The organism is Streptomyces sp. NPDC104226 (genome assembly GCF_055584085.1).
Window position 1 is genome coordinate 130,782 of sequence record NZ_JBVJMS010000005.1, and the last position, 21,662, is coordinate 152,443.

At 73.7% G+C, this 21,662-nt stretch carries 21 protein-coding genes; 9 read left to right on the forward strand and 12 right to left on the reverse strand.

Going from position 1 to position 21,662, the window contains the following annotated elements; translation table 11 throughout:
* Positions 1-5: 5 nt before the first annotated feature.
* The 3 genes from ACZ60J_RS17035 (at position 6) to ACZ60J_RS17045 (ending at position 1,295) form a co-directional block, all read left to right on the forward strand.
* A complete protein-coding gene (locus ACZ60J_RS17035) occupies positions 6-422 on the forward strand; it encodes a hypothetical protein (RefSeq protein ID WP_469682641.1) in 417 nt (138 codons plus the stop codon).
* 7 nt (positions 423-429) lie between these two features.
* The gene (locus ACZ60J_RS17040; RefSeq protein WP_469682642.1) at positions 430-699 is read left to right on the forward strand and encodes a DUF4031 domain-containing protein; all 270 of its coding nucleotides are present in this window, start codon (positions 430-432) and stop codon (positions 697-699) included.
* A gap of 62 nt (positions 700-761) precedes the next feature.
* Positions 762-1,295 carry an SMI1/KNR4 family protein gene (locus tag ACZ60J_RS17045; protein ID WP_469682643.1) on the forward strand — a complete coding sequence of 178 codons (534 nt, stop codon included), beginning with the start codon at positions 762-764 and terminating at the stop codon, positions 1,293-1,295.
* Positions 1,296-1,331: 36 nt separating this feature from the next.
* Here the strand turns inward: ACZ60J_RS17045 and ACZ60J_RS17050 are convergent, their stop codons facing one another.
* Positions 1,332-2,555, reverse strand: a complete 1,224-nt coding sequence (locus ACZ60J_RS17050) for a Cmx/CmrA family chloramphenicol efflux MFS transporter (RefSeq protein ID WP_469683252.1) — start codon at positions 2,553-2,555, stop codon at positions 1,332-1,334.
* Between the two features lie 54 nt (positions 2,556-2,609).
* Positions 2,610-3,326, reverse strand: coding sequence for an HD domain-containing protein (locus tag ACZ60J_RS17055; protein WP_469682645.1), 717 nt, complete (start codon positions 3,324-3,326; stop codon positions 2,610-2,612).
* Positions 3,327-3,436: 110 nt separating this feature from the next.
* Between ACZ60J_RS17055 and ACZ60J_RS17060 the strand changes: the two genes are divergently transcribed.
* Positions 3,437-4,132, forward strand: coding sequence for a copper homeostasis protein CutC (locus tag ACZ60J_RS17060; RefSeq protein WP_469682646.1), 696 nt, complete (start codon positions 3,437-3,439; stop codon positions 4,130-4,132).
* A gap of 417 nt (positions 4,133-4,549) precedes the next feature.
* On the opposite strand, the gene ACZ60J_RS17065 is transcribed toward ACZ60J_RS17060, so the two are convergent.
* Positions 4,550-6,526, reverse strand: coding sequence for a HelD family protein (locus ACZ60J_RS17065; protein ID WP_469683253.1), 1,977 nt, complete (start codon positions 6,524-6,526; stop codon positions 4,550-4,552).
* A 429-nt stretch (positions 6,527-6,955) separates the two neighbouring features.
* Here ACZ60J_RS17065 and ACZ60J_RS17070 point away from each other — a divergent pair, with 429 nt between their 5' ends.
* Positions 6,956-7,162: a hypothetical protein gene (locus ACZ60J_RS17070; RefSeq protein WP_469682647.1), complete on the forward strand. Its 207-nt coding sequence runs from the start codon at positions 6,956-6,958 to the stop codon at positions 7,160-7,162.
* 31 nt (positions 7,163-7,193) lie between these two features.
* On the opposite strand, the gene ACZ60J_RS17075 is transcribed toward ACZ60J_RS17070, so the two are convergent.
* Both ACZ60J_RS17075 and ACZ60J_RS17080 read right to left on the reverse strand, forming a co-directional pair.
* Positions 7,194-8,837: a DNA repair helicase XPB gene (locus ACZ60J_RS17075; RefSeq protein ID WP_469682648.1), complete on the reverse strand. Its 1,644-nt coding sequence runs from the start codon at positions 8,835-8,837 to the stop codon at positions 7,194-7,196.
* Between the two features lie 161 nt (positions 8,838-8,998).
* Entirely contained in the window at positions 8,999-9,697 is a 699-nt protein-coding gene (locus ACZ60J_RS17080; RefSeq protein WP_469682650.1) for an HAD family hydrolase, read from the reverse strand.
* A gap of 345 nt (positions 9,698-10,042) precedes the next feature.
* Between ACZ60J_RS17080 and ACZ60J_RS17085 the strand changes: the two genes are divergently transcribed.
* Complete coding sequence (locus tag ACZ60J_RS17085) at positions 10,043-10,540, forward strand: N-acetyltransferase (protein ID WP_469682651.1); 498 nt, start codon at positions 10,043-10,045, stop codon at positions 10,538-10,540.
* Between the two features lie 75 nt (positions 10,541-10,615).
* Here the strand turns inward: ACZ60J_RS17085 and ACZ60J_RS17090 are convergent, their stop codons facing one another.
* The 3 genes from ACZ60J_RS17090 to ACZ60J_RS17100 form a co-directional block, all read right to left on the reverse strand.
* Positions 10,616-11,884 (reverse strand): LPXTG cell wall anchor domain-containing protein, encoded by a 1,269-nt coding sequence (locus tag ACZ60J_RS17090; RefSeq protein ID WP_469682653.1) that lies wholly within the window; start codon positions 11,882-11,884, stop codon positions 10,616-10,618.
* 321 nt (positions 11,885-12,205) lie between these two features.
* The gene (locus ACZ60J_RS17095) at positions 12,206-12,877 is read right to left on the reverse strand and encodes a DUF4291 domain-containing protein (RefSeq protein ID WP_469682654.1); all 672 of its coding nucleotides are present in this window, start codon (positions 12,875-12,877) and stop codon (positions 12,206-12,208) included.
* 71 nt (positions 12,878-12,948) lie between these two features.
* The gene (locus ACZ60J_RS17100; protein ID WP_469682656.1) at positions 12,949-15,480 is read right to left on the reverse strand and encodes a helicase C-terminal domain-containing protein; all 2,532 of its coding nucleotides are present in this window, start codon (positions 15,478-15,480) and stop codon (positions 12,949-12,951) included.
* Between the two features lie 108 nt (positions 15,481-15,588).
* Here ACZ60J_RS17100 and ACZ60J_RS17105 point away from each other — a divergent pair, with 108 nt between their 5' ends.
* The gene (locus ACZ60J_RS17105) at positions 15,589-16,527 is read left to right on the forward strand and encodes a hypothetical protein (protein WP_469682657.1); all 939 of its coding nucleotides are present in this window, start codon (positions 15,589-15,591) and stop codon (positions 16,525-16,527) included.
* Between the two features lie 688 nt (positions 16,528-17,215).
* Here the strand turns inward: ACZ60J_RS17105 and ACZ60J_RS17110 are convergent.
* From ACZ60J_RS17110 to ACZ60J_RS17120, 3 genes are read right to left on the reverse strand one after another with little or no spacing between them, the layout of a single operon-like run.
* A complete protein-coding gene (locus ACZ60J_RS17110) occupies positions 17,216-18,016 on the reverse strand; it encodes an ABC transporter ATP-binding protein (protein ID WP_469682659.1) in 801 nt (266 codons plus the stop codon).
* Positions 18,013-19,074: a FecCD family ABC transporter permease gene (locus tag ACZ60J_RS17115; protein ID WP_469682660.1), complete on the reverse strand. Its 1,062-nt coding sequence runs from the start codon at positions 19,072-19,074 to the stop codon at positions 18,013-18,015. Before ACZ60J_RS17115 ends, ACZ60J_RS17110 begins: the two co-directional genes overlap by 4 nt.
* The gene (locus ACZ60J_RS17120; RefSeq protein ID WP_469682662.1) at positions 19,071-20,150 is read right to left on the reverse strand and encodes a FecCD family ABC transporter permease; all 1,080 of its coding nucleotides are present in this window, start codon (positions 20,148-20,150) and stop codon (positions 19,071-19,073) included. Before ACZ60J_RS17120 ends, ACZ60J_RS17115 begins: the two co-directional genes overlap by 4 nt.
* Before the next feature lie 72 nt (positions 20,151-20,222).
* Here ACZ60J_RS17120 and ACZ60J_RS17125 point away from each other — a divergent pair, with 72 nt between their 5' ends.
* A complete protein-coding gene (locus ACZ60J_RS17125; RefSeq protein ID WP_469682664.1) occupies positions 20,223-20,861 on the forward strand; it encodes an HAD family hydrolase in 639 nt (212 codons plus the stop codon).
* Between the two features lie 6 nt (positions 20,862-20,867).
* Here the strand turns inward: ACZ60J_RS17125 and ACZ60J_RS17130 are convergent, their stop codons facing one another.
* Entirely contained in the window at positions 20,868-21,134 is a 267-nt protein-coding gene (locus ACZ60J_RS17130) for a hypothetical protein (RefSeq protein WP_469682666.1), read from the reverse strand.
* A 143-nt stretch (positions 21,135-21,277) separates the two neighbouring features.
* Here ACZ60J_RS17130 and ACZ60J_RS17135 point away from each other — a divergent pair, with 143 nt between their 5' ends.
* Complete coding sequence (locus ACZ60J_RS17135; RefSeq protein WP_323187858.1) at positions 21,278-21,661, forward strand: cold-shock protein; 384 nt, start codon at positions 21,278-21,280, stop codon at positions 21,659-21,661.
* The last annotated feature ends 1 nt before the right edge of the window (position 21,662 follow it).

A 21,662-nucleotide genomic window follows, 5' to 3' on the forward strand; every position in this document is an offset into this window, starting at 1 on the left:
GCTCCATGGACCACGCGACCCCTCCACCCCCGCTCGAACAGGCGCTGCACGCCGCGCGCGCCCTGGTGCTCGCCGATCTCGTCGCGGGCGACGTCGCCGAGGCCGATGTCGTCTCCCTCGTCGAGGACGCGGTCACGCACCGCCGCTGGTGGGTCGAGCAGTGGCCGGAAGGCGCCGACTACCTCGCCGGGCTCGTCGCCCAGGACGTCAAGGACGCGCTGCTGGAGAAGTACGGGCGCTGGCCGCTGTGCCCGGTCTGCGGCCACGGCGAGCCGCACGCGCTGGACGTGGAGCCCGAGCTCGGACCGGACCCGATGTGGGTGTGTTCGGAGGCCGGTGTGCGGGTGGCGCCGGTGGGCGGCCTCGGACCGGTCCTCGGCGGCTCGGGCTTCGGCGGCTCCGGCTCCGGCTTCGGCGAATGAGCCGCCGGTGACGGTGTACATCGACCCGCCGACGTGGCCGGGTCACGGCCGCATGTGGTCGCACCTGGTCAGCGACACCTCCTTCGAGGAACTGCACGCCTTCGCGGCCTCGATCGGCTGCCCGCCGAGGGCCTTCGAACGCGACCACTACGACGTCCCGTCCCACCGCTACCCGGACGCGGTGGCCGCGGGCGCGGTGGAGATCGGCAGCAAGGAACTGGTCCGCCGCATCACGCAGGCGGGCCTGCGCCGTCCGAAGGGCCGGCCTGCGGCTTAGGGGGGCGGCCGCCGGTCGTGCTGCCGGTGCGGGGTGTCGGTGGGGCTGGTTAGCCTGCGGGGGTGACCGAGACGACCACCGATGACGACCGCCGCTTCCCGCCCGCCCTGGCCGAGGTGGCCCGGGTCGCGTTCGACTACGGCGACGAGGGCGAGGGCGTTGATTTCGAGCCCTACGAGGCCTTCGTGTCCGCCGAAGAGACCACGGACTGGCTGCGGCACTGGACGGGGAACCACGAGCTCGACGGGGACGCGTACCGGGTCTTCGGTCAGGACGGTTCCGGCGGCCTCGCCGCCATCTGGTGCGTCCGGCCGGGACTGCCGCTCGCCGGACAGCCCGTGGTGTTCATGGGCTCGGAGGGCGAGGTCGGCGTGGTCGCCGGGAACCTCTCCGACTTCCTGTGGGTGCTGGCGGACGGCTTCGGGCCGTGCGAAGCGGCCCTGTACCCGGACCGGGAGGCCCGCCCGGACGCGGCCCTGGCCGGGCTCGCCGCGCGGCACGTGACGACCCCGCGCAGGCCGGCCCGCGAGATCGTCGCCGGGGCGCAGGCGGAGTTCCCGGCCTTCGAGGACGACCTCTTCGAACTCTGCCGCTGAGCCGCTGAGCGGCCGCCTGAGGGCCGCCGTCGGCCCTCAGACCTTCTCGGTCGCGTCCGAGCGGGACGGGGTCGAGCCGGCCACCACGCGGGTCGGGCGGGTCGGGCCGGGGCCCGTGCGGCGGTCCAGGCGGAGGGCTGCGAGGCCCAGGGCGATGGCGGTGACGGTCATCGCGCCGCCCGCCCAGGCGGTGGCGGAGTAGCCGTAGCCGGCGTCGATGACGGTGCCGCCGAGCCAGGGGCCGCCGGTGTTGCCGAGGTTGAAGGCGGCCGTGGTGGTGGCTCCGGCCAGGGTCGGGGCGGCGCCGGCGACGTTGAACATGCGGGCGTTGAGGGCCGGGGCCGTGAAGAACGCCGAGAAGCCGAGGAGGAAGGACAGAGCGACGGCGGCCGCCGCGGCGGAGGCCAGCAGGGCCAGCGCGGCGAGGAACACGGTGGAGGCGGTGATGCCCCACAGCATCACCCCGAACAGGTGCGCGTCGGCGATCCGCCCGCCGAGGGTGGTGCCGACGAGCGCGCCGATCCCGAACAGGCCGAGGATCCACGGGACCCACTGGGAGTCGAGTCCGGCCACGTCGGTGAGGAGGGGGGAGAGGTAGCTGAAGGCGCAGAAGACACCGCCCGCGGCGAGCGCCGTGATGCCGATCGACAGCCACACCTGGCGGTCGCGGTAGATGCGCAGCTCGCGCGCGAGCGTCGGCTTCTCGGCGGGCAGCGGGATCTTCGGGATCAGCGCGAGGATGCCGACCAGTGCGATGGCGGAGGCGGCGCCGACCGCCCAGAACGCGGACCGCCAGCCCAGGGTCTCGCCGAGGAACGCGCCGGCCGGGACGCCGAGGACGTTGGCGATGGAGAGGCCGCCGATCATGACGGCCATCGCGCGGGCCCGCTGGTGCTGCTCGACCATGGCGATGGCCACGGCGGCGCCGACCGCCCAGAAGCCGGCGCAGGCGAGCGCGGAGACGATGCGGGAGGCGAAGAGCAGCTCGTACGAGGGGGCCAGCGCGCCCGCGACCTGCCCGAGGCCGAAGAGGCTGATCAGCGAGAGCAGGGTGGTGCGCCGGGGCAGCCGCAGCGTGGCGACGGCGAGCAGTGGCGCACCGACGACCATGCCGATCGCGAAGGCGGATATGAGCAGGCCCGCCTGGGGGATGGTGACGCCCATGTCCTCGGCGATGGGTGGCAGCAGCCCGGAGAGCATGAACTCGCTGGTCCCGAGTGCGAAGACGGAGAGGCCGAGGACGTACACGGCGACGGGCATGCGGGTGCGGTTGGCTTCTGCGGGCATGAACTACCTCAACCGCGACGAACGGGATCACATTCCCGGGGGTCCTACGAGTTCGGCCAGTTCCGCCGCCAGGTTCGCGCGGGCCGGGGCCTCCCAGTGCGCGGCCCCGTAGGCGGTGCGGAAGAGGCGGGGCAGCTCCAGGAGCTGGCGCAGTACGGCGGCCCGGCCTGCGCGGAAGGCTTCGTCGGGGACGAAGCCGTACTCGGTGCGGACGGCTGCGGCGTAGGCGGCGTACTGCTCGGGGGTGCCCGCGAGGACGCCCAGGTCGGCATCGCAGAGCAGCTCGCCGTTGGTGTCGCCGGGGGCGGGGTCGTGGGTGATCGTGAGCCGGACGAGGCGGGCCACCTCGGCGGTGCGGGCGTCGTCGATGCCGAGCTCGGGCAGGGCGCGCTCGGCGAGGGCGGCGCTGCGCTCCTCGTTCTCGGAGCGGTCGGGCCGGTAGACGGCGTCGTGGAACCAGGCGGCCAGTTCGACGGCGGCGGGGTCGTGGGCCGGGTCGGTGGCGTCGCAGGCGGCGTGGCCGTCGGGGTGGTCGCCGGCGTGCGCGGTCAGGGTGTCGATGCGTGCGAGTACGTCGGCCAGGTGCGCGGTGGTGTGGTACCTGCGCTGCGGCTCCGCCCAGGCGGTGAGGAGGCGGTCGGCGTAGGGGGCGGGGTCGCGGTCGGGGTCGGCTCCGGCGGCGCTGGTGGTGGCGTGCCAGCGGGCGCGGAGGCCCTGTGTGTCGGGCGTCATGGGGGATGTCATGCGCACATTGTGGGGGTGGCGTGATTGTGCTGGTGGAGGGTGGGCGGAGGCCCGTACCCTGGATATTGGACTAGACCTATTTTCCAATGCGGGACGAAGGATGGGATTACATGAGCAACCGTGCGCTCCTGGAGGTGATCGCCCTCGACGTGGAGGATGCGGTCGCGGCCCAGGCCGGTGGGGCGGACCGACTCGAACTGGTCACCGACATGGCCGCCGACGGGCTCACCCCGCCGCGCGAGACCTTCGCGGCGATCCGGGCGGCGGTCGACATCCGGCTGCGCGTGATGCTCCGGAAGGCGGACGGCTTCTCGGCGGGGTCCGCGCAGGACGTGGAACGCCTGGTGGAGGAGGCGCGGGCGCTGCGTGCGGAGGGGGCGGAGGAGTTCGTGCTGGGCTTCCTGGACCCCGACGGCAGTCCCGACCTCGTCGCCGTCGAGGCGGTCGTGGCGGAGCTCGGCGGCTGCGGGTGGACGTTCCACCGGGCGATCGACCGGGCGGCGGACCGTGACCAGCTCCGCAAGGCGGTCCGGGACCTGCCCGGGCTCGACACCTACCTGACCGCGGGTGCGGCGGGCGGGGTCGACGAGGGGCTGCCGACGCTGCTGGCGGAGGCGGCGAAGGCCGGCACCCCCGGGTACGAGCCGCGGATCCTGGTCGGCGGCGGGCTGGCCCTCTCCCACCTGCCGGTGCTGCGCGAGGCGGGCATCGACGCCTTCCACATCGGCAGCGCGGCGCGGCCTGCGGGCTGGGACCGGCCGGTGTCGGCGGAGGCGGTTGCTGCGTGGCGGACGGCGCTGAGCTAGGCGCTGCTGCCGGGTGCGGGGTGTCGGCGTCGGGCTTGCTGCGTGGGGTGGGTCGGTGCCGGGGCCGGGGTGGGGTGTCGGTCTGGACTGCATGATTTAGGCGCCCCCTGCCCTACTCCGACAAGGCGAAGCCTGTTTCCGCGCCACAAATCACGCTCTACGTCCAGACCAACACCCCACCCCGTCCCCGTCCCCGCCCCGGCCGTCTTCAGCCTCGCCGGCGTTTGAGGCGCGGGGTCCGGGGCGGAGCCCCAGGGGGTCCGGGCGCAGCCCGGGACCCTGTCTTTCAGCCCGTCCGGCGTTTGAGGACCGGGGTCCGGGCAGCGCCCGGGGAACGGTGGAAGGGCGGGTAGGGGACTCCGCCCGCGCAGCGGCAAACCGTCGCAGCGGGCGGGCGCGGGGGACCCCCGTGGGGGGTTAGGTCAGGGCCTCCGGGAGGGGGGTGGTGTGGAGGAGGGTGAGGCCGGAGACGGCTCGGGTGAGGCAGACGTAGAGGCGCCGCAGGCCGGTGCGCTCGTCGGGCTCGCCCGCGACCACGTCCGCCGGCTCGTGGAGGACGACGTAGTCGTACTCCAGACCCTTCGCGAGCGACGCCGGCACCAGCGTCAGCCGCGACTCCGCGGTCGTCTCCTCGCCGGGAGAGAGGTAGGGCAGGCCCGCCGCCAGGAGCGCCTCCGCCAGCTCGGGGATCCGCGCGTCCGCCGCGATCAGCCCGATCGAGCCCTCGTGCGCGAGCGAGGCCCGGCAGGCGTCGATCACCGCCGACGGGAGGTCGGAGTCGACCGGAGTGACGATCAGGGAGCCCGGGGTCTCGCGGACCGAGGAGACCGGGGAGAGGCCCGGCGAGATCTCCGGCAGCAGCCGCGAGGCGTAGGCGATCACCTCGCGCGGCACGCGGAAGCCCGCCGTCAGTTCCTCCAGCACCGCACCCGGCTTGCCCAGGTGCCCCAGCGCCTCGTCCCAGCTGCGGGTCGCCCACGGGGTCGTGCCCTGTGCGAGGTCTCCGAGGACCGTCGCCGAGCCGGTCGTGCAGCGTCGGCCGACGGCCCGGTACTGCATCGGGGACAGGTCCTGCGCCTCGTCGATGACGACGTGGCCGAGCGAGTGCGTGCGCTCCACCAGGTCTGCGGCCTCGTCGATGAGGACCAGGTCCGCCGCCGACCACTTCGCCGATTTCACGCTGCGCGCCGGCTTGGGGAGGAGGAGCAGCGCCTGCTCCTGCGCCGACAGGACTCCGTCCGCGTGTGTGGCGAGGAACTCCGGGTCGGAGAGGAGGCGCAGGACGAGCTTGGCCGGTTCCACCAGGGGCCACACCGTCTTGACCACGGCTTTCACGGCGGGATTGCGCGCCACCGAGTCCTGGACCCGGTCGTCGGGCGCTTCGCCCGCCTGTTCCATGCGGACGAGGACGGCGTGTGCGATCCGCTGCGGGAGGGCGTCGCGGGCGGCTCCGTAGCGGATGTCGCGGTTCTGGAGCTCGGCGACGATCTCGGCGATCTCGTACGCGGGCACCCGCCAGCGGCGCGAGCCGCGGACCACCATGAGGGGGTCGACGGGCTCCGTCACGTGGGAGTGGACCGCGCGGCGCAGGACCTCCGCCATGCGGGCGTCGCCCTTGATCACGGCGGTTTCGGCGGCGTCCGTGCCGCGTACCTCCAGGTCCGCGCGGGCGACCAGGTCGTCGACCGTGGCCTGCTTCACCTCCAGCTCGCCGAGGGCGGGCAGGACCTGCTCGATGTAGTGCAGGAAGGAACGGTTCGGTCCGATGACCAGGGTGCCCGTACGGGCGAGGCGGTCGCGGTGCGCGTAGAGGAGGTACGCGACGCGGTGCAGGCCGACGGCCGTCTTGCCGGTGCCGGGACCGCCCTGCACGCAGACGGAACCGGACAGGCCGGAGCGGACGATCTCGTCCTGCTCGGGCTGGATCGTCGCCACGATGTCGCGCATGGGCCCCACGCGCGGGCGCTCGATCTCCTGCTGGAGCAGCTTGCTGACCGCGGCCGCCTCGGCCGGGTCGGAGAGGTGCTCGTCCTCGTACGCGGTCAGCTCGCCGCCCGTGTAACCGAAGCGGCGGCGCAGCCCGATGTCCTGCGGGTCCTTCTTGGACGCCCGGTAGAAGGGCTGGGAGACCGGTGCGCGCCAGTCGATCACCATCGGATCGCCGCCGGCGTCGTGGACGTGGCGGCGGCCGATGTAGAACTGCTCGCCCTCCGCGCCCTCGGCGAGCTCCGCGCCGGGCGCGTGCAGGTAGTTGAGGCGGCCGAAGAAGAGGGGGGTGTGGGCGAGGTCGGCGAGGGCCTTGATCCGGTCGTCGATCTGGGCCTGGAGGACGATCGCGTTGACCCAGTTCGCGGTGACGTCGCGGATGTCGAGGTTCTCCACGTCCTCGCGCATCGCGCGGAGCGCGGACCGGGAGGCGGTGAGGTGGGCCCGCTCGCGGCCCAGGGGATCGGTGGCGTCAGGGGCGGAGTCGGGGTCGGTGACGTGGGCGTGCGCGGGCACGGAACTGCCTCCATCTGCTGAGGACCTGCGTGATGCGGGCGGACGGGCCCGCCGGTTTCCGAGCGGCGGGCGGCGCTCCCGGTGACGCGGCGGGAGGCGGCAAGAGCGGAGATTCTAGTCCGCGCGGGGGTGCTGCGCGAACGGATAAAGGGGGCCGGAAGTCCTTCCGGGTGATGACCCCGTACGGGGGGTGTTCGGGCCGTGTCCTCCTTCGGACAGAGCCCGTAGGGGGAGGCATGGGCCGGGAGGAGGATGCCGGGGAGCCGGAGGTTCAGCCCTCAGGGCGATGTGCCGACCCGGTCCAAAACCGACCATGGATACATGAGCACCGCAACCTACACCCCGGTCCAGGGTCGCCGCCCTAGCGGCGCCACCGCAACCTCCGACTCCCGCCGCCCGCGCCACAGCGCCGGCAGCGTCCTGCGCGCCGCCAAGGTCTTCGCGGCGACCGCCATGAGCGTCGTCGTCCTCGGTGAGTACGCCGAGAACACGGCCAATGCGGCGGACGCGGGCGTCATACGCCGCTGAGGTCCGGCGACCCCGTCCGCCGCCCTGTTCGTCAGCCGCCGGCCAGCAGCTCGTCGGCGTCCATGATCCGGTAGGCGTAGCCCTGTTCGGCCAGGAAGCGCTGGCGGTGCGCTGCGAAGTCCTGGTCGATGGTGTCGCGCGCGACGACCGAGTAGAAGCGCGCCTCGTGGCCGTCCGCCTTCGGGCGCAGTACGCGGCCCAGTCGCTGGGCCTCCTCCTGGCGGGAGCCGAAGGTGCCGGACACCTGGATGGCGACCGTGGCCTCGGGCAGGTCGATGGAGAAGTTCGCGACCTTCGAGACGACCAGCACGTTGATCTCGCCCTCGCGGAAGGCGTTGAAGAGCTTCTCGCGCTGTGCGTTGGAGGTCTCGCCCTTGATGACGGGCGCGTCGAGGTGTTCGCCGAGCTCGTCGAGCTGGTCGATGTACTGGCCGATGACCAGCGTCTGCTCGCCCGCGTGCTTGGCGACGAGCGCCTCGGTGACCTTCCGCTTGGTGGCGGTGGTCGCGCAGAAGCGGTACTTCTCCTCCGTCTCGGCGGTCGCGTAGGCGAGCCGCTCCGACTCGGTGAGGTTCACGCGCACCTCGACGCAGTCCGCCGGCGCGATGTAGCCCTGCGCCTCGATCTCCTTCCACGGGGCGTCGAACCGCTTCGGGCCGATGAGGGAGAAGACGTCGGACTCGCGGCCGTCCTCGCGGACCAGCGTCGCCGTCAGGCCGAGGCGGCGGCGTGCCTGGAGGTCGGCGGTGAACTTGAACACCGGGGCCGGCAGCAGGTGCACCTCGTCGTAGAGGATCAGGCCCCAGTCCCGGGAGTCGAAGAGCTCCAGGTGCGGGTAGATGCCCTTCCGCTTCGTCGTCAGGACCTGGTACGTGGCGATGGTGACGGGCCGGATCTCCTTGCGCGTACCGGAGTACTCGCCGATCTCGTCCTCCGTCAGCGAGGTCCGCTTGATCAGCTCGTGCTTCCACTGGCGGGCGGAGACGGTGTTCGTGACGAGGATCAGCGTGGTGGCCTTGGCCTTCGCCATCGCTCCGGCGCCGACGAGCGTCTTGCCGGCGCCGCAGGGCAGGACGACCACGCCGGAGCCGCCGTGCCAGAAGCCCTCGACGGCCTGCTGCTGGTAGGGGCGCAGCGCCCAGCCGTTCTCGTCGAGGTCGATCGGGTGCGCTTCGCCGTCCACGTATCCGGCGAGGTCCTCGGCCGGCCAGCCCAGCTTGAGCAGGGTCTGCTTGATCTGCCCGCGCTCGGAGGGGTGCACGGCGACGGTGTCGGCGTCGAGGCGCGCGCCGACCAGCGGGGCGATCCGCTTGGACCGCAGGATCTCCTCCAGCACCGGCCGGTCGGTGCTGGTCAGGACCAGTCCGTGGACGGGGTGCTTGGAGAGGGTGAGCCGGCCGTAGCGGGCCATGGTCTCGGCGACGTCGACGAGCAGCGCGTGCGGGACGGGGTAGCGGGAGAACTCCACGAGCGCGTCGACGACCTGCTCGGCGTCGTGCCCGGCCGCGCGGGCGTTCCACAGCCCGAGCGGTGTGATCCGGTACGTGTGGATGTGCTCGGGAGCGCGCTCCAGCTCGGCGAAGGGCGCGATGGCGCGCCGCGCGTCCGCGGAGAGTTCGTGGTCGATCTCCAGGAGGAGAGTCTTGTCGCTCTGGACGATGAGGGGCCCGTTCACGCACGTCCCTTTCGGCGCGGGAGGACCGCCCGGACGCGGGCGGCCAAACCTCCAGTCTGCCGTATCGCTCCGCCGGGTGGGACGTTCTGAGGGTGCGGGGCCGCGGAGCGGGGGTGCCGGGTGCGGCGCTGCTGCCGGGGCTCAGCCCCGGACCCGCGGCCTCACACGCCGGCGGGGCTGGATTCGGCGGGGCTGGACTCGCCCGTTGCGAAGGCGAGGATGTCAGGGACGGCCTCGCGGAGGGTCGGGAAGTGGCGGTGGGTGCCGGTGGGCGGGGTCGGGGCGTTGACGGTCCAGACCGTCATGCCGGCGTCGAGGCCCGAGCGGATGCCCGAGGGGGCGTCCTCGACGACCAGGCAGCGGGCCGGGTCGGCGCCGAGGAGGGCCGCGCCCCGCAGGTACGGAACCGGTGAGGGCTTGCCCTCGGTGACGGCGGCGGCGTCCACGAGCACCGGCGGCACGGGCAGGCCGGTGCGGTCGAAGCGGCCGCGCACCCGGTGCTCGTAGTTGGAGGTGACCAGGCCCCAGCTCCCCGGGGGCAGGGCGGTCAGCAGCTCGGCCGCGCCGTCGAAGGCGGCGTAGGTGCCGGAGCGGACGTCCTCGTCCTCCAGCTCGTGCAGCGCGGCCAGGCACGCGTGCGGGTCCCGGTCCGGGGCGACGGCCGCGAAGGTTTCCAGCGGGCGGGTCCGCAGGGCCACGGCGTAGACCTCGTCCGGATCCAGTCCGTGGCGGGCGGCCCAGGTCGCCCAGACCCGGCGCTGGTTGGCGACGGCGTCGACGAGGGTGCCGTCGACGTCGAACAGGACGTACCGGGCGGGCGGGGACGTGGGGGCGGAGGCTGCTGCGGCTGCGGTGTTCACCGGCGGATCATGCCAGGCCGCGCAGGAGCAGCTGCAGGCCCCCCTCGAACTCCCGGTCCGGGGTGACCGCGCGGGCGTCGCGGGCGGTGGCCGACATGTACGGGAACGCGTCCGGGGAGAGACCGGCGATGGCGGTGGTTCCGGGGCCGGCCGCCCGCGACGCGGCAGCCGAACGGGCGGCTCGGGCTGCCCGCCGACCTGCTGATCGGACCGGACGGGAGGGTGCTGGCCGCCACGTACGGGGAGCACGTCTACGACCAGTGGTCCGTGGACGAGCTGCTCCGGCTGGCGGCGGCGGCCCGAAACCCCGTGGGTGCCGGGGCGGCGCCTGCGTAGGGTCACGGCATGACCAGCGATCAGCAGCAGACCTTCGTACCGCCGGCCGAGGTGTTCGAGGTGCCCGTCCGGCTCGTCGGGGAGGGCTTCCGGCTGGAGCCCCTCGGGCCCGAGCACAACGAGGGGGACCTGGCCGCCTGGAGCGGGAGCATCGATCACGTGCGCGCGACGCCCGGCTTCCTGGGCGACTGGCCTCCGGAGGAGGGGATGAGCCCCGAAGCCAACCTCGCCGACCTGGTGCGCCACGCACGGGACTTCGCCGAGCGGCGCGGATTCACGTACAGCGTCTTGGACGGTGACGGTGACGGTGACGGGGCCGGTGCGGGCGAGGTCGTCGGGTGTCTCTACATCTACCCCGCGAAGGCGGACCCGGGGCGCGTGCACGTCACCTCCTGGGTGCGCGCCGACCGGGTCGCTCTGGACAAGGTCCTGTACGAGGCCGTCACGCACTGGCTCGCCGAGGCCTGGCCGTTCGCGGCGGATCGGATCGACTACGCGGCCAGGTAGGGAACGTGACGACGGGGGCCCGGCACATGTGTGCCGGGCCCCCGTCGTCGTCGTGCTCCCGTCATACGGGTGGTACTAGCCGCGGACGGCCTTGCGGCGGCGGGCGCCGAACCAGGCGGCAGCGCCGCCGAGGCCGATGAGGACGGCGGCCAGGCCGGAGTACAGGCCGGTGTTGGAGTCCGAGCCGGTGTGCGCGAGGGAGCCGTTGGGGGCGGGGGTGTTCGCCGTGGTGGGGGCCGTCGTGGCCGTGGCCGGGGTGGTCGCCGCGGAGGAGGTCGGGGCGGGGGTGGTGGGCGCGGGGGTGGTGGGGGCCGGGGAGGTGGAGGAGGACGGGGTCGGGGTCGTGGGCGTGGTGGCCGGGGTGAGCTGGAACTGGGTGTCGGCTCCGGCGAACTCGTAGGTGTTGCCCTCGGCCAGGCCGATCGTCGCCTGCAGCTTGACGGTGGTGGCCTTCTTGAAGTCCGTGTTCGGGCCGAAGCTGGTGCGCAGGTGCAGGACGCGCTCGCCGGCGGCGGCGCTGAAGCCCTCCGGGATCGTCGGCAGCATGAAGTTGTAGGGGTCGGTGGAGCCGTAGCCGATCCACTTGCCGTCGACCAGCACCTCCACCTGGAGGTTGGGGTGCTCGCCCTGCTGGTCGAAGCCCAGGTTCAGGTTGGTGGCGAGGGCCTCGCCGAACTCTCCGTCGCCGGTGAGCCGGTACGTCAGGTCCATCTCCTTGCACTGGGACGACGGGACCTTGCAGTCGCCGACGTTCTTGAAGGAGGTCTCCAGCGTGCCGGTCTTGACCGACGGGTCCGTCTTGAAGGTCAGGGAGCCCGTGTTGGCGTCCGAGACCTCACCCGCGAAGCTCGCCGCGCGCAGCGTGAAGTCGCCGTTGGTGGTCGGGTAGCTCTTGCCGAGGCCGATCGTGATCTTCCAGGTGAGCTTTCCGCCGGCCGGGATCTCGAAGCCGTCGCTCGCCTTCTTGCCGGCCGGGTAGAACAGGCCCTGCCACTCGCCGTCCTGCTGCCCGATCGTGTAGCTGGTGGCCGGGGCGCTCAGTGGCTCGACCTTGTAGGCCACGTCGTTCTGCTGGAGCGGGCTGGCGCCGGTCGGGTCCAGGAGCATCCACGGGTGGTAGGAGGAGGCCTTGTCCGTCGTGTTGGCCACCGTCAGCTCGAAGGTCTCGGTCGCACCGCCGCGGGTCAGCGGGCCGTTCGGGACCGGCGCGCTCATCGTGGTCTTCAGCGCCTTCGGGTTGCCCTCGTCGGCGGAGGCCGTCATCGGCATCAGGACCGTGCCGGCGATGGCGGCGGCGACGACGGCGGCGGAGGCGGTGCGGAGGGCGGCGGTGCGAGCGGACATGGTGGATTCCCCCAGGAATCTTGCAAGGTGGGACGACGGTGTTGGCCGAGGGGCCGAGAGGCGGAGCGGAGGTGGAGCGCCGAGCGAGGTGTCCGGCGGTGATCGGCCGGACGGTGGTGGTGCGGTTCTCGCCTGCGCTCTCCGGCTTCTTTCCTCCCGGTCGCTGCTGCGATGAACTGATCTTCACACAGACCACATCCCCAATCAGTCGCCGGAATGTCACCGCCGTGCAACAGCCCAGAAGACCTCTGGCGGCCGCCTGACCTGGGGATTTAGCGGAATGGCCGTGACCTGTTTCGGGCCCCTGCGGACGGGCTCCTGCTACGCGCCCAAGTGCGCCGGCGGTCCCGCCGGATAGGGGGTCTCCACCGGGAGCAGGGCCCGCGCCGCCTCCGCGTCGCCGGAGCGCAGCAGGCGGTGGACCTCCCGGGCCAGCGGGGTCACATCGCGGATGGAGACCGTCCACTCGTCCGCGTAGGCGCGGGAGGTCTCGCCGGACAGCCCCAGTTGGAGCGAGCGGTACGGCAGCGGGTTCAGGTGCAGGTCGCGCTCCGGGTCCCACTGCACCCGGGCGGAGGCGGTGTGCAGCGCCTGCTTCCAGGCGGCACGGTCGGCGTGCACACCCGGGGCGTAGTGCGACAGGCAGGCCTCGCGCAGGGCCCGGTCGAAGCCGGCGCGGGTGATCTCGACGGCGAGGACCGTCTCCTGGCCCTCCTTGGTGGCGTAACCGCAGCGGTACATCATCCACAGGAAGGACGGCTTGACCCAGGTCATCCGGTCGCGCTTCCACTCCGGCGGGAAGCGGCCGTCGCGGGCGGCCGGCACTCCGAGCCCGGGGCGGTACGCCTGGTACACGGTGAGGGTGTCGGCGGTGTGCGCGGCGCGGATCTGGTGGCGGGGGACCTGGGCGGTCGTGGTGGTGCTTGTGGTGGGCGTGGGGGTGGTGGGTGTGGGTGTGGGTGTGGTGGGTGTGGTCGTGGTGGAGTCGGACATGCACCCAGGGTGCGGGGCCATGTCCGGTCCGGGCCAGGGGATTTCCCTCCGGGCCCGGGTGACCGGCCGGCCTAGATCTGGTCCTCCTCCAGTTCCGCGACGCCCGTGATCCGGTGCAGCGCGAAGGTGCGCACCTCGTCCGCCGTGTGGTCGTAGCCGGTGACGAAGCCGCCCTCCACCCGGACCGGGGCGATGACCCGCTGGCTCGCCGCCCCGTCGGCGTTGACGTAGCCGATCCACACCGCCGACCCGGTGAGCGCGGCCGCCTGTACGGTCGCCAGGGTCTCCGCCGCGCTGGTGCGCGGGAGTTCGCCCGGGGAGCCCGCGCCCGAACCGGGGCCCGAGCCGGAAGAGGCCGGCTCCTTGCGGACCGCCGTCGCCGCCAGGTCGCCCGCGCGGATGGCCCGTACGGCCGCCCCCAGGAGGGTCGCGTCCGGTACCGGCGGCCCGTCCGGGACCGGGACGGGCAGCGCGCGGGCCGGGGTGCGGTGGGCGTCGGCGCGGGCCACCAGGACGTCCCCGGTACGGGATTCCGCGGCCGGGGCGTACCCCATGGCCCGCAACCCGTCGAGCAGCACGGTCGGTTCGGCCTGCGCGGCCAGGACGGTCGGCGCGAGGCGGCGCAGCCCGAGGCCCGCGGACCGCTTGTCGGCCAGGATCTCGTTCAGCATGCCGTCGTCGTCGCAGCGCACGTACGAGGAGGCCGCGCCGACCCGGAGGTGTCCGTGCCGCCGGGCCACGTCGTCGATGAGGTACGACAGCGGCTGCGGCACCGGGGTCCGGCTGTGCTCGGAGAGGAAGGACTGCAGGTCGACGGCGGTGTGGCCGGCGTCCAGGGCGCGGCGTACCGATCCGGGCGTGAACCGGTACACGGTGGCCCCGCCCTTGGACTCCACCTCCGCCAGCACGGCCAGCACTTCGGCGAGCGCCCGCCGCAGCGGCCCCGGGGCCACCGCCGTCAGGTCGGCCTGGAGCAGCACGTGGTCCACGGGCTCGGGGAGCAGCGGTGCGAGCAGCGGCGCCGGGTCGTGCCCCTCCAGCAGGGCCCGGCCGGGCGCGGCGAGCGCGCCCCGGCCGGTGACTCCGAGGACCTCCGCCTCGGTCAGGGTCCAGCGTGCGAGGCGGCCGCGCAGTTCGCTCGTACCGCGTACGGGCCGTTCCCACTCCAGGCGGGCGAGGAGCGAGGCCGGGTCGGGGGAGCCGCCCTCGGGGAGCTCGGCGAGCAGTCCGAGGACGCGGCGGCGGACCTCGGGGGCGGCGGAGCGGTCCAGGTCCGAGCCGAGCGCCGACAGGGTGCGGCCCTTCGCGTCCTGTTCGCCGACCATGCCCGGGGTGCGGGTGGCGGTCATCCAGGCCTGCGCGAGCGCCGACCAGCGCTCGGCGGGCGGGAGTTCGAGCCAGACGTCGAAGGCGGGGGTCGGGGCGTACCGTTCGTCGGCCTCGCCGTCGCTGGCCAGCAGGCCTGCGGCGTAGGACAGTTCGATCCAGAACGCCGCCGACGGCTCGTCGGCGTCGAGTGCGGCCGCCGTCCGCTTCAGGTCGCGTACGGAGAGCCCGCCCGCCCGGAGCACGGGCGGACCGGCGTGCTCCCAGGACTTCACCAGCTCCTCGACCGTGGACAGCGCCGCCAGTGCCTGGCCGGCGGCGTTCGCGTCCACAAGCTGTGGACGGTGCTCGCGGAGTGCGGCGACGACCGGGGGCAGCGGCTCCGTCACCCGGTGCGCGAGCCCGCCGCGCAGGTACAGGGCCACCTCGCGCGGCAGCAGCACCGTGCGCGCCGTGGCCGGCAGCAGCAGGCCGCGGTCGCGCAGCCAGCGCACCGGAGGCGTCGGCTGGGGCGTCACCTCCCCGTACGGGGGACCCCACACGAGCCGGCCCAGCACCTGGTGGGCCTCCGCCGGAGCCTCGTCGAGCAGCGCCGACATCCGTTCCGGGTCGGTGAACAGGGCCGTCAGCGCGGTCACCGCCGACACCGGGTCGTGCGTCGCGGGCAGCCCGGCGGCCGACACGATCTCCTGGATCCGGGTCGGCGACATGCCGGCGGTGGCCTCGGCGACGGTGGGGCCGAGACCGGTGGGGGAGGGGCGTGCGGCGGAGGGGGCGAGCAGTTCGCGGGCGGTGCGCACCAGGCGCAGCCGTTCGTCGTCGCCCCAGACGAGGGCCTGCTCGCGCAGGGTGGCCAGGGCCCGGGGGAGTTCGGCGCGGGCACCGTTGTCGTCGCCGGAGGTGGTGCCGGTGTCACCGCTGAGCAGGGACTCCAGTACCGCGTACGGGCAGGGCTCCGGGCCCACCGCGAGCGCCTCGGCGGCCTGTAGGGCGAACCGGTCCAGGCGGTCCAGCGCGCGCACCACCGAAGCCCGCGTCCCGGCCCGCGTGGCGAGCTGCGTCACGTCTCCGGGTACCGGGCTCAGCAGGTCCGGGCGGGCGCGCAGCAGGGCGCCGAGCCCGTCGTCGTCGCGGGCGCGCAGCGCTTCGGCTAGGGAGCGCGGAGTGCTTCCCGCGGTGCTTCCCGCGGTCTTCCCCGCGATGTTCCCCGCGGTGCTCGGGTCAGGCACGGTCGTCGCCTCCTGGTCGCGTCGGCCGGTCAGTCGGCCGGTCCCCATCCGGTCAACGGTATCCGCTGCGTCATCCGCTGTGCCCCCGGCCGCTCCACGGGAACAGGCGCTACCTTCGGTTGAGGTGGCACGGGAGGAGTGGGGAGGAGCCGGGGCGTGGGGATCGAGAGCGATCATCTGGTCTACGAATATCTCAGCCGCGTAGGGGACTTGGCGCAGCGCAGGCAGCTGCCGTCGGGGGACCGGATGCGGCTGGTGGCGGGGCTGCGGGACGAGATCGACCGGCGGCGGGCCACGTACGAACCGGAGACGCCGGCGGCGGTGCGGCGCATTCTGCAGCGGATCGGGACTCCGGAGGAGGTCGTGGACACGCTGTCGGCGTCGGGTGGGGGTGCGGGTGCCGGTGCGGGTGCGGCGGATGCCTCCTCCGCGTCCTCCGTGCCCGTGCAGCGGGGGGCCGCGCCGCCGCATCTCGCGGGGCTCGACGAACTGGGGGCGGGGGAGCGGCTGGAGCCCGACTGGTGGACGGTCGGGCCGGGGTCGACGGTGGAGGGCTTCGCTGGTGGCATCGAGATCCCGGAGCTCCTGAAGGCGCCGAGTCGGGGGCGGGAGGCGGAGGCGGACTCGGCCTCCGACGCGGACTCGGACGCGGACTCGGGTCCGCAGCCCGGGGCTTCCGGCCGGAGCACGCTCGTGGGGTACCTGCGCGAGCGGCGGCGCCGGGCCAAGGCGGAGGCTGCCACCGCCGAGGCCGCACCTCGGCCGAAGCCGTACGCGTTCCTGCTGCTCGCGGGGGTGGTGCTGCTTGCGGGGGCGGTGTCCGGCTACTGGCTGCTGCTTGCCGCGGGGTGGCTGCTTGCGTATGCCTCGCGGGTGCTGGGGCCTGCGGAGCGGAAGTGGGTGGTGTTCGGGCTGCCCGGGGTGGTCTTCGCGGGGGCGGTGGTGTGGTTGTGGGGTCGACTGGACGGGCGATGGGGGGCTCCGCTGGCGGACGATGCCCTGAGCGGAACCTTCCAGGACCTGCTGCCCTGGCTGGTCCGCGCTGCGGCGGTGTCCTCGGCGCTGTATCTCCTCTGGCGGTCGCGCCGCCGCTGAGTCCCTGCGGGTGCGGCCCCGTTGCCGGGGACCAGTCCCCGGACCCCTGCGCCTCAAGCGCCGGCGGGGCTGGGGTGTGGTGGCGTCGGGGTTGCTGCGGGTGGGGGTCGGTGCCGGGGCCGGGGTGGGGTGTCGGTCTGGACTGCATGATTTAGGCGCCCTCTGCCCTACTCCGCCAAGGCGAAGCCCGGTTCCGCGCCACAAATCACGCTCTACGTCCAGACCAACACCCCACCCCGTCCCCGTCCCCGCCCCGGCCCGACCGCAGCCAGTTCAGCCGTCCGGCGTTTGAGGACCGGGGTCTGGGGCGGAGCCCCAGAGGTCCGGGCGCAGCCCGGGACCCTTTTCCCGGCCCCGGCCAACTCCAGCCTCGCCGGCGTTTGAGGCGCGGGGTCTGGGGGCGGAGCCCCGGGGGGCTTGGGGCGCAGCCCGGTACCCCTTCCCGGCTTCGGCCTTCTTCAGCCTCGCCGGCGTTTGAGGCGCGGGGTTTGGGGCGGAGCCCCAGGCGGTCCGGGCGCAGCCCGGGACCCCTTGCCAGCCCCGCCGGCGTTTGAGGCGCGGGTCCGGGCTGGCCCGGGGAACGGTGGAAGGGTGGGTAGGGGACAGCCCCGCAGGGACGTCCACCCGTAACGGCCCGCCGGGATGGTGATGGCACCGGTGGGCGGCGGCCCGCGCAGCCGGGGGTGGGCTACGACGGGTGGGGGGCCGTCCAGGGGGACGTGGGGATGATGAGGGGGGAGCCCGTTATCGGGTCGGGGATGACGATGGAGGCGAGGCCGAAGACCTCGTGGACCAGGTCGGCCGTGACGATCGAGGACGGCGGGCCCTCCGCGACGACGCGGCCCGATTTCATCGCCACGAGGTGGTCCGCGTACCGGGCGGCCTGGTTGAGGTCGTGGAGGACGGCCACGACCGTGCGGCCCCGTTCGTGGTTGAGGCGGCGGACCAGGTCGAGCACCTCCACCTGGTGGGCGATGTCGAGGAAGGTCGTCGGCTCGTCCAGGAGCAGGATGTCGGTGTCCTGGGCCAGGGCCATCGCGATCCAGACCCGTTGGCGCTGCCCGCCGGACAGCGCGTCCACCGGACGCTCCGCCAGGTCCGCCACCGACGTACGGGCCATCGCGTCGACGACGGCCCGTTCGTCCGCCTCCGACCACTGCTGCCACCAGTGCTGGTGCGGCTGTCGTCCGCGCGCGACCAGGTCCGCGACCGTGATCGCCTCGGGGGCCGAGGGGGACTGGGGGAGGAGGCCGACGGCTTGGGCGATGCGCCGGGTAGGGAGGGAGGAGAGGGCTTCGCCGTCCAGGACGACCGAGCCCGAGCGGGGGCGGAGGAGGCGGCCGAGGGCGCGGAGCGTCGTGGACTTGCCGCAGGCGTTCGGGCCGACGATGACGGTGACCTTGCCGTCGGGGACGGACAGGTCCAGGTCCTCGACGACGAGCCGGTCCTCGTAGGCGAGGGTCAGGCCTCGTGCGGACAGTCGGCTCACTGTGTGCCTCCGGTGCGGCTGCGCATGATCAGCCAGATCAGGTACGGGGCCCCGACGGCGGCCGTCAGGACGCCCACCGGGAGTTCGGTCGGGGAGAGGAGCCTGCGGGCGAGCAGGTCGGCGGAGACGACGATCACCGCGCCCGTGAGGGCGGAGCAGAGGAGGGGGATCTGGGCCGTACGGGTCATGCGGCGGGCGATCTGCGGGGCGAGCAGGGCCACGAAGTCGACGGGGCCCGCGGCGCCGGTGGCCACGGAGGCCAGGATCACGCCGAGGGCGACGAGTCCGAGCCGGACGCGCCCGAGCCGGATGCCGAGGGCCGTGGCGGTGTCGTCGTCGAGGGAGACGGTGCGCTGGGCGCGGGCCGCCCACAGGATGCCGGGGAGGAGGGCCAGGAGGACCCAGGCCAGGGGGGTCGCGACGTCCCAGCCGCGGCCGTTGAGGGAGCCCGTCATCCAGATCTGTGCCTGCTGCGCGACCAGGTAGTCGCCCTTGGTCATGAGGAGGGTGGTCACCGAGCGCAGGGCGATGGCGAAGCCGATGCCGATGAGGACGAAGCGCGTGGCGTGCAGGCCGCCGCGCCACGCGAAGACGTAGACGAGGGCGGCCGCGATGACGCCGCCGAGGACCGAGAGGTACGGGAGGACCGTGTACGAGGTGACGCCGAAGGTCAGCGCCGCCACGGTGACGGCGCTCGCGCCCTGGCTGATGCCGATGATGTCGGGGGAGGCGAGCGGGTTGCGGGCGACGGTCTGGATGAGTGCGCCCGCGATCCCGAAGGCCGCGCCGACGAGCAGTCCCACCGTCATGCGGGGCAGCCGGAGGGTGCCGACGACCAGGTCGTCGGGGGAGGGGCGGCCGAGGAGGACCTTCAGCACCTCGCCGGGGGCGACGAGGGATTCGCCGACGGAGAGGTACGCGACGCACACCGCGGTGAGGAGGAGGGCCAGGCCGAGGGCCACGGCCGCCGCCCGGCGGTGCAGGAGGAAGGAGCCGCGGCCCGAGCGGGGGCGGACCAGTGCGTAGCCGGCGGGGAGGACGCGGGTACCGGTGCTCATGCCGCCACCGTCTTCCGGCGGACCAGCGTGACCAGGAACGGGACCCCGATCAGCGCGGTCATCACTCCGGCGGGGACCTCGCCGGGCGGCACGACGATGCGGCCGAGGACGTCCGCGACGAGCAGCATCACGGGGCCGATCAGGGCTGCCATCGGCAGGACCCAGCGGTGGTCGCTGCCGACGAGGGCCCGCGCGAGGTGCGGTACGGCCAGTCCGATGAAGGCGATCGGTCCGGCGGCCGCGACGCCGGCGCCGGTGAGCACGGTGGCGCCGAGACCGCCGACGATCCGTACGGCGGCGACGTTCTGTCCGAGGCCCTTCGCGAGGTCCTCGCCCAGTGCGAGTGCGTCCAGGCCGCGGGCGACCGATACCACCAGCACGGCGCCGGCCAGCAGGAACGGCCAGATCTGGTGGACGACGGCGGCGTCGCGTCCGGCGATCGAGCCGACCTGCCAGAAGCGGAACTCGTCCAGCGCCGAGGCCTTCGTGGTGAGGACGCCCATGGTGACGGACACCAGCAGGGCGTTGACCGCGGCCCCGGCCAGCGCCAGTTTGACGGGGGTCGCTCCGCCGCGGCCGCCGGTGGCGACGGCGTACACGGCCACCGAGGCGATTCCGGCGCCCGCGAAGGCGAACCACACGTACCCGCTGAGGGTGTGCACCCCCGCGAAGGCGATGGCGCAGACGACCGCGACCCCGGCTCCCTGGCTGATGCCGAGGATGCCGGGGTCGGCGATCGGGTTGCGGGTGATGCCCTGGAGGGCGGTTCCGGCGAGGGCGAGGCCCGCGCCGACCATCAGGGCTATGAGGGTGCGCGGTACGCGCAGCGTGCGGACGACTTCGGCGTTCGGGCCGGTCGCGCCCCGGAAGAGCGCGTCGAACACCTCGCCGGGTGCGATGGCGCGGGCGCCGACGGCGAGGCTGAGGAGCACCGCGCACAGCAGTGCGGCGAGGCCGGCCGCCGTCCAGGCGATGCGACGGGCCGTCAGGGCTCGCCGGCCCGTCGGGGGTGCCGCGGGGGCCGCGGGGGCCGCGGGGAGGGGAGGCGCGGGAGCCGCGGGAGCGGGGGCTGACATGTCACCAAATTTCACTGTCTGGTAAGGCGGGGCTCAGTCTACGTTCCCGGTCGCGGTGCCCGGCTCGGCACAATGGGGGGCATGAGCCCCGAGACGCAGCTGACCGTCGGATTCGACCTCGACATGACCCTCATCGACTCCAGGCCGGGCATCAGGGCGGCCTTCGAGGCGCTGTCGGCCGAGACGGGCACGTTCATCGACACCGAGCAGACGGTGTCGCGCCTCGGCCCGCCGCTGGACCAGGAGCTCGCGTACTGGTTCCCGGAGTCGGAGATCCCCGCCATGGCCGACCGCTACCGGGAGATCTATCCCGCGTACGCCATCGGGCCGACCCCGGCGATGCCCGGCGCCCGCGAGGCGGTCGAAGCCGTCCGGGCGCTCGGCGGCCGCGCGATCGTGGTGACCGCCAAGCACGAGCCCAACGCCCGCCTGCATCTGGACCACCTGGGGATCGAGCCGGACGCGGTGATCGGCTCGCTGTGGGCGGAGGCCAAGGCGGTCGCCCTGCGCGAGTACGCCGCCCAGGTCTACGTCGGCGACCACGTCGGCGACGTCCGGGGCGCCCGGACGGCCGGCGCGGTGTCGGTGACGGTCCCGACCGGCCCGTGCCCGGAGCCGGAACTGCGGGAGGCGGGCGCGGACGTGGTCCTGGCGGACCTCACGGAGCTGCCCGCCTGGCTCGCGGAGTACGAGCGCACGCGGACCGCCTAGGCCGTACTACGCCTGCGAGGCGCGGGCCGCCGTGCGCTGTGCGGCGGCCGAGCGCAGCACGCCCGCCGCCGAGATCATGAAGCCGACGCCCATGAGCATGCACACGGCCCACGCGTACGACGGGAACGGGTCCGTGCCGAGGAAGAGGGGGGCCATCGTGGCGAGCGTGGCGACGGCGCCGACGATGAAGACGATGCCGCCGGCTTTGACGAGTGCGTCGCCGGGGCGGGCGGCGTCGGGGTCCGCGGGCTCGGGCTGAGGAGTAACAGTCACCCGACCAGGGTAGTTCCCAGGCCGGAGCGGTCACCCGCGAAGGACCGGGGAACGTCTTGTCCTCCGGAGAGGGGCAACTAGCCTGAGAGGTGCGGGTCTGCGACCCGCTTCCCACCCGACGAACGCAAGGACAGAGGACGGACGTGCCTACCGGCAAGGTCAAGTGGTTCAACAGTGAGAAGGGCTTCGGCTTCCTCTCCCGCGACGACGGCGGCGACGTCTTCGTCCACTCGTCGGTGCTCCCCGACGGGTTGGACGCGCTCAAGCCCGGCCAGCGCGTCGAGTTCGGTGTCGTCGCTGGACAACGCGGTGACCAGGCACTTTCGGTGATCGTCCTGGATCCGGCCCCGTCCGTCGCGGCCGCGCAGCGGCGCAAGCCGGACGAGCTCGCGTCCATCGTGCAGGACCTCACGACCCTGCTGGAGAACGTCACGCAGCAACTGGAGCGGGGCCGTTACCCCGACAAGGCGCACGGCGGGAAGATCGCCGGCATGCTGCGCGCGGTGGCCGACCAGCTCGACGTCTGAG

Excerpts from the sequence above, each read along its gene's own strand:
- ACZ60J_RS17095 (WP_469682654.1), bottom strand. The coding sequence starts at position 12,877 with ATGTCCGACTCCACCACGACCACACCCACCACACCCACACCCACACCC.
- ACZ60J_RS17055 (WP_469682645.1), bottom strand. The coding sequence starts at position 3,326 with ATGACATCCCCCATGACGCCCGACACACAGGGCCTCCGCGCCCGCTGG.
- ACZ60J_RS17090 (WP_469682653.1), bottom strand. The coding sequence starts at position 11,884 with ATGTCCGCTCGCACCGCCGCCCTCCGCACCGCCTCCGCCGCCGTCGTC.
- ACZ60J_RS17065 (WP_469683253.1), bottom strand. The coding sequence starts at position 6,526 with ATGCGCGAGGACGTGGAGAACCTCGACATCCGCGACGTCACCGCGAAC.
- ACZ60J_RS17070 (WP_469682647.1), top strand. The coding sequence starts at position 6,956 with ATGAGCACCGCAACCTACACCCCGGTCCAGGGTCGCCGCCCTAGCGGC.
- ACZ60J_RS17115 (WP_469682660.1), bottom strand. The coding sequence starts at position 19,074 with ATGAGCACCGGTACCCGCGTCCTCCCCGCCGGCTACGCACTGGTCCGC.
- ACZ60J_RS17100 (WP_469682656.1), bottom strand. The coding sequence starts at position 15,480 with ATGGGGACCGGCCGACTGACCGGCCGACGCGACCAGGAGGCGACGACC.
- ACZ60J_RS17125 (WP_469682664.1), top strand. The coding sequence starts at position 20,223 with ATGGGGGGCATGAGCCCCGAGACGCAGCTGACCGTCGGATTCGACCTC.
- ACZ60J_RS17085 (WP_469682651.1), top strand. The coding sequence starts at position 10,043 with ATGACCAGCGATCAGCAGCAGACCTTCGTACCGCCGGCCGAGGTGTTC.
- ACZ60J_RS17120 (WP_469682662.1), bottom strand. The coding sequence starts at position 20,150 with ATGTCAGCCCCCGCTCCCGCGGCTCCCGCGCCTCCCCTCCCCGCGGCC.
- ACZ60J_RS17035 (WP_469682641.1), top strand. The coding sequence starts at position 6 with ATGGACCACGCGACCCCTCCACCCCCGCTCGAACAGGCGCTGCACGCC.
- ACZ60J_RS17050 (WP_469683252.1), bottom strand. The coding sequence starts at position 2,555 with ATGCCCGTCGCCGTGTACGTCCTCGGCCTCTCCGTCTTCGCACTCGGG.
- ACZ60J_RS17060 (WP_469682646.1), top strand. The coding sequence starts at position 3,437 with ATGAGCAACCGTGCGCTCCTGGAGGTGATCGCCCTCGACGTGGAGGAT.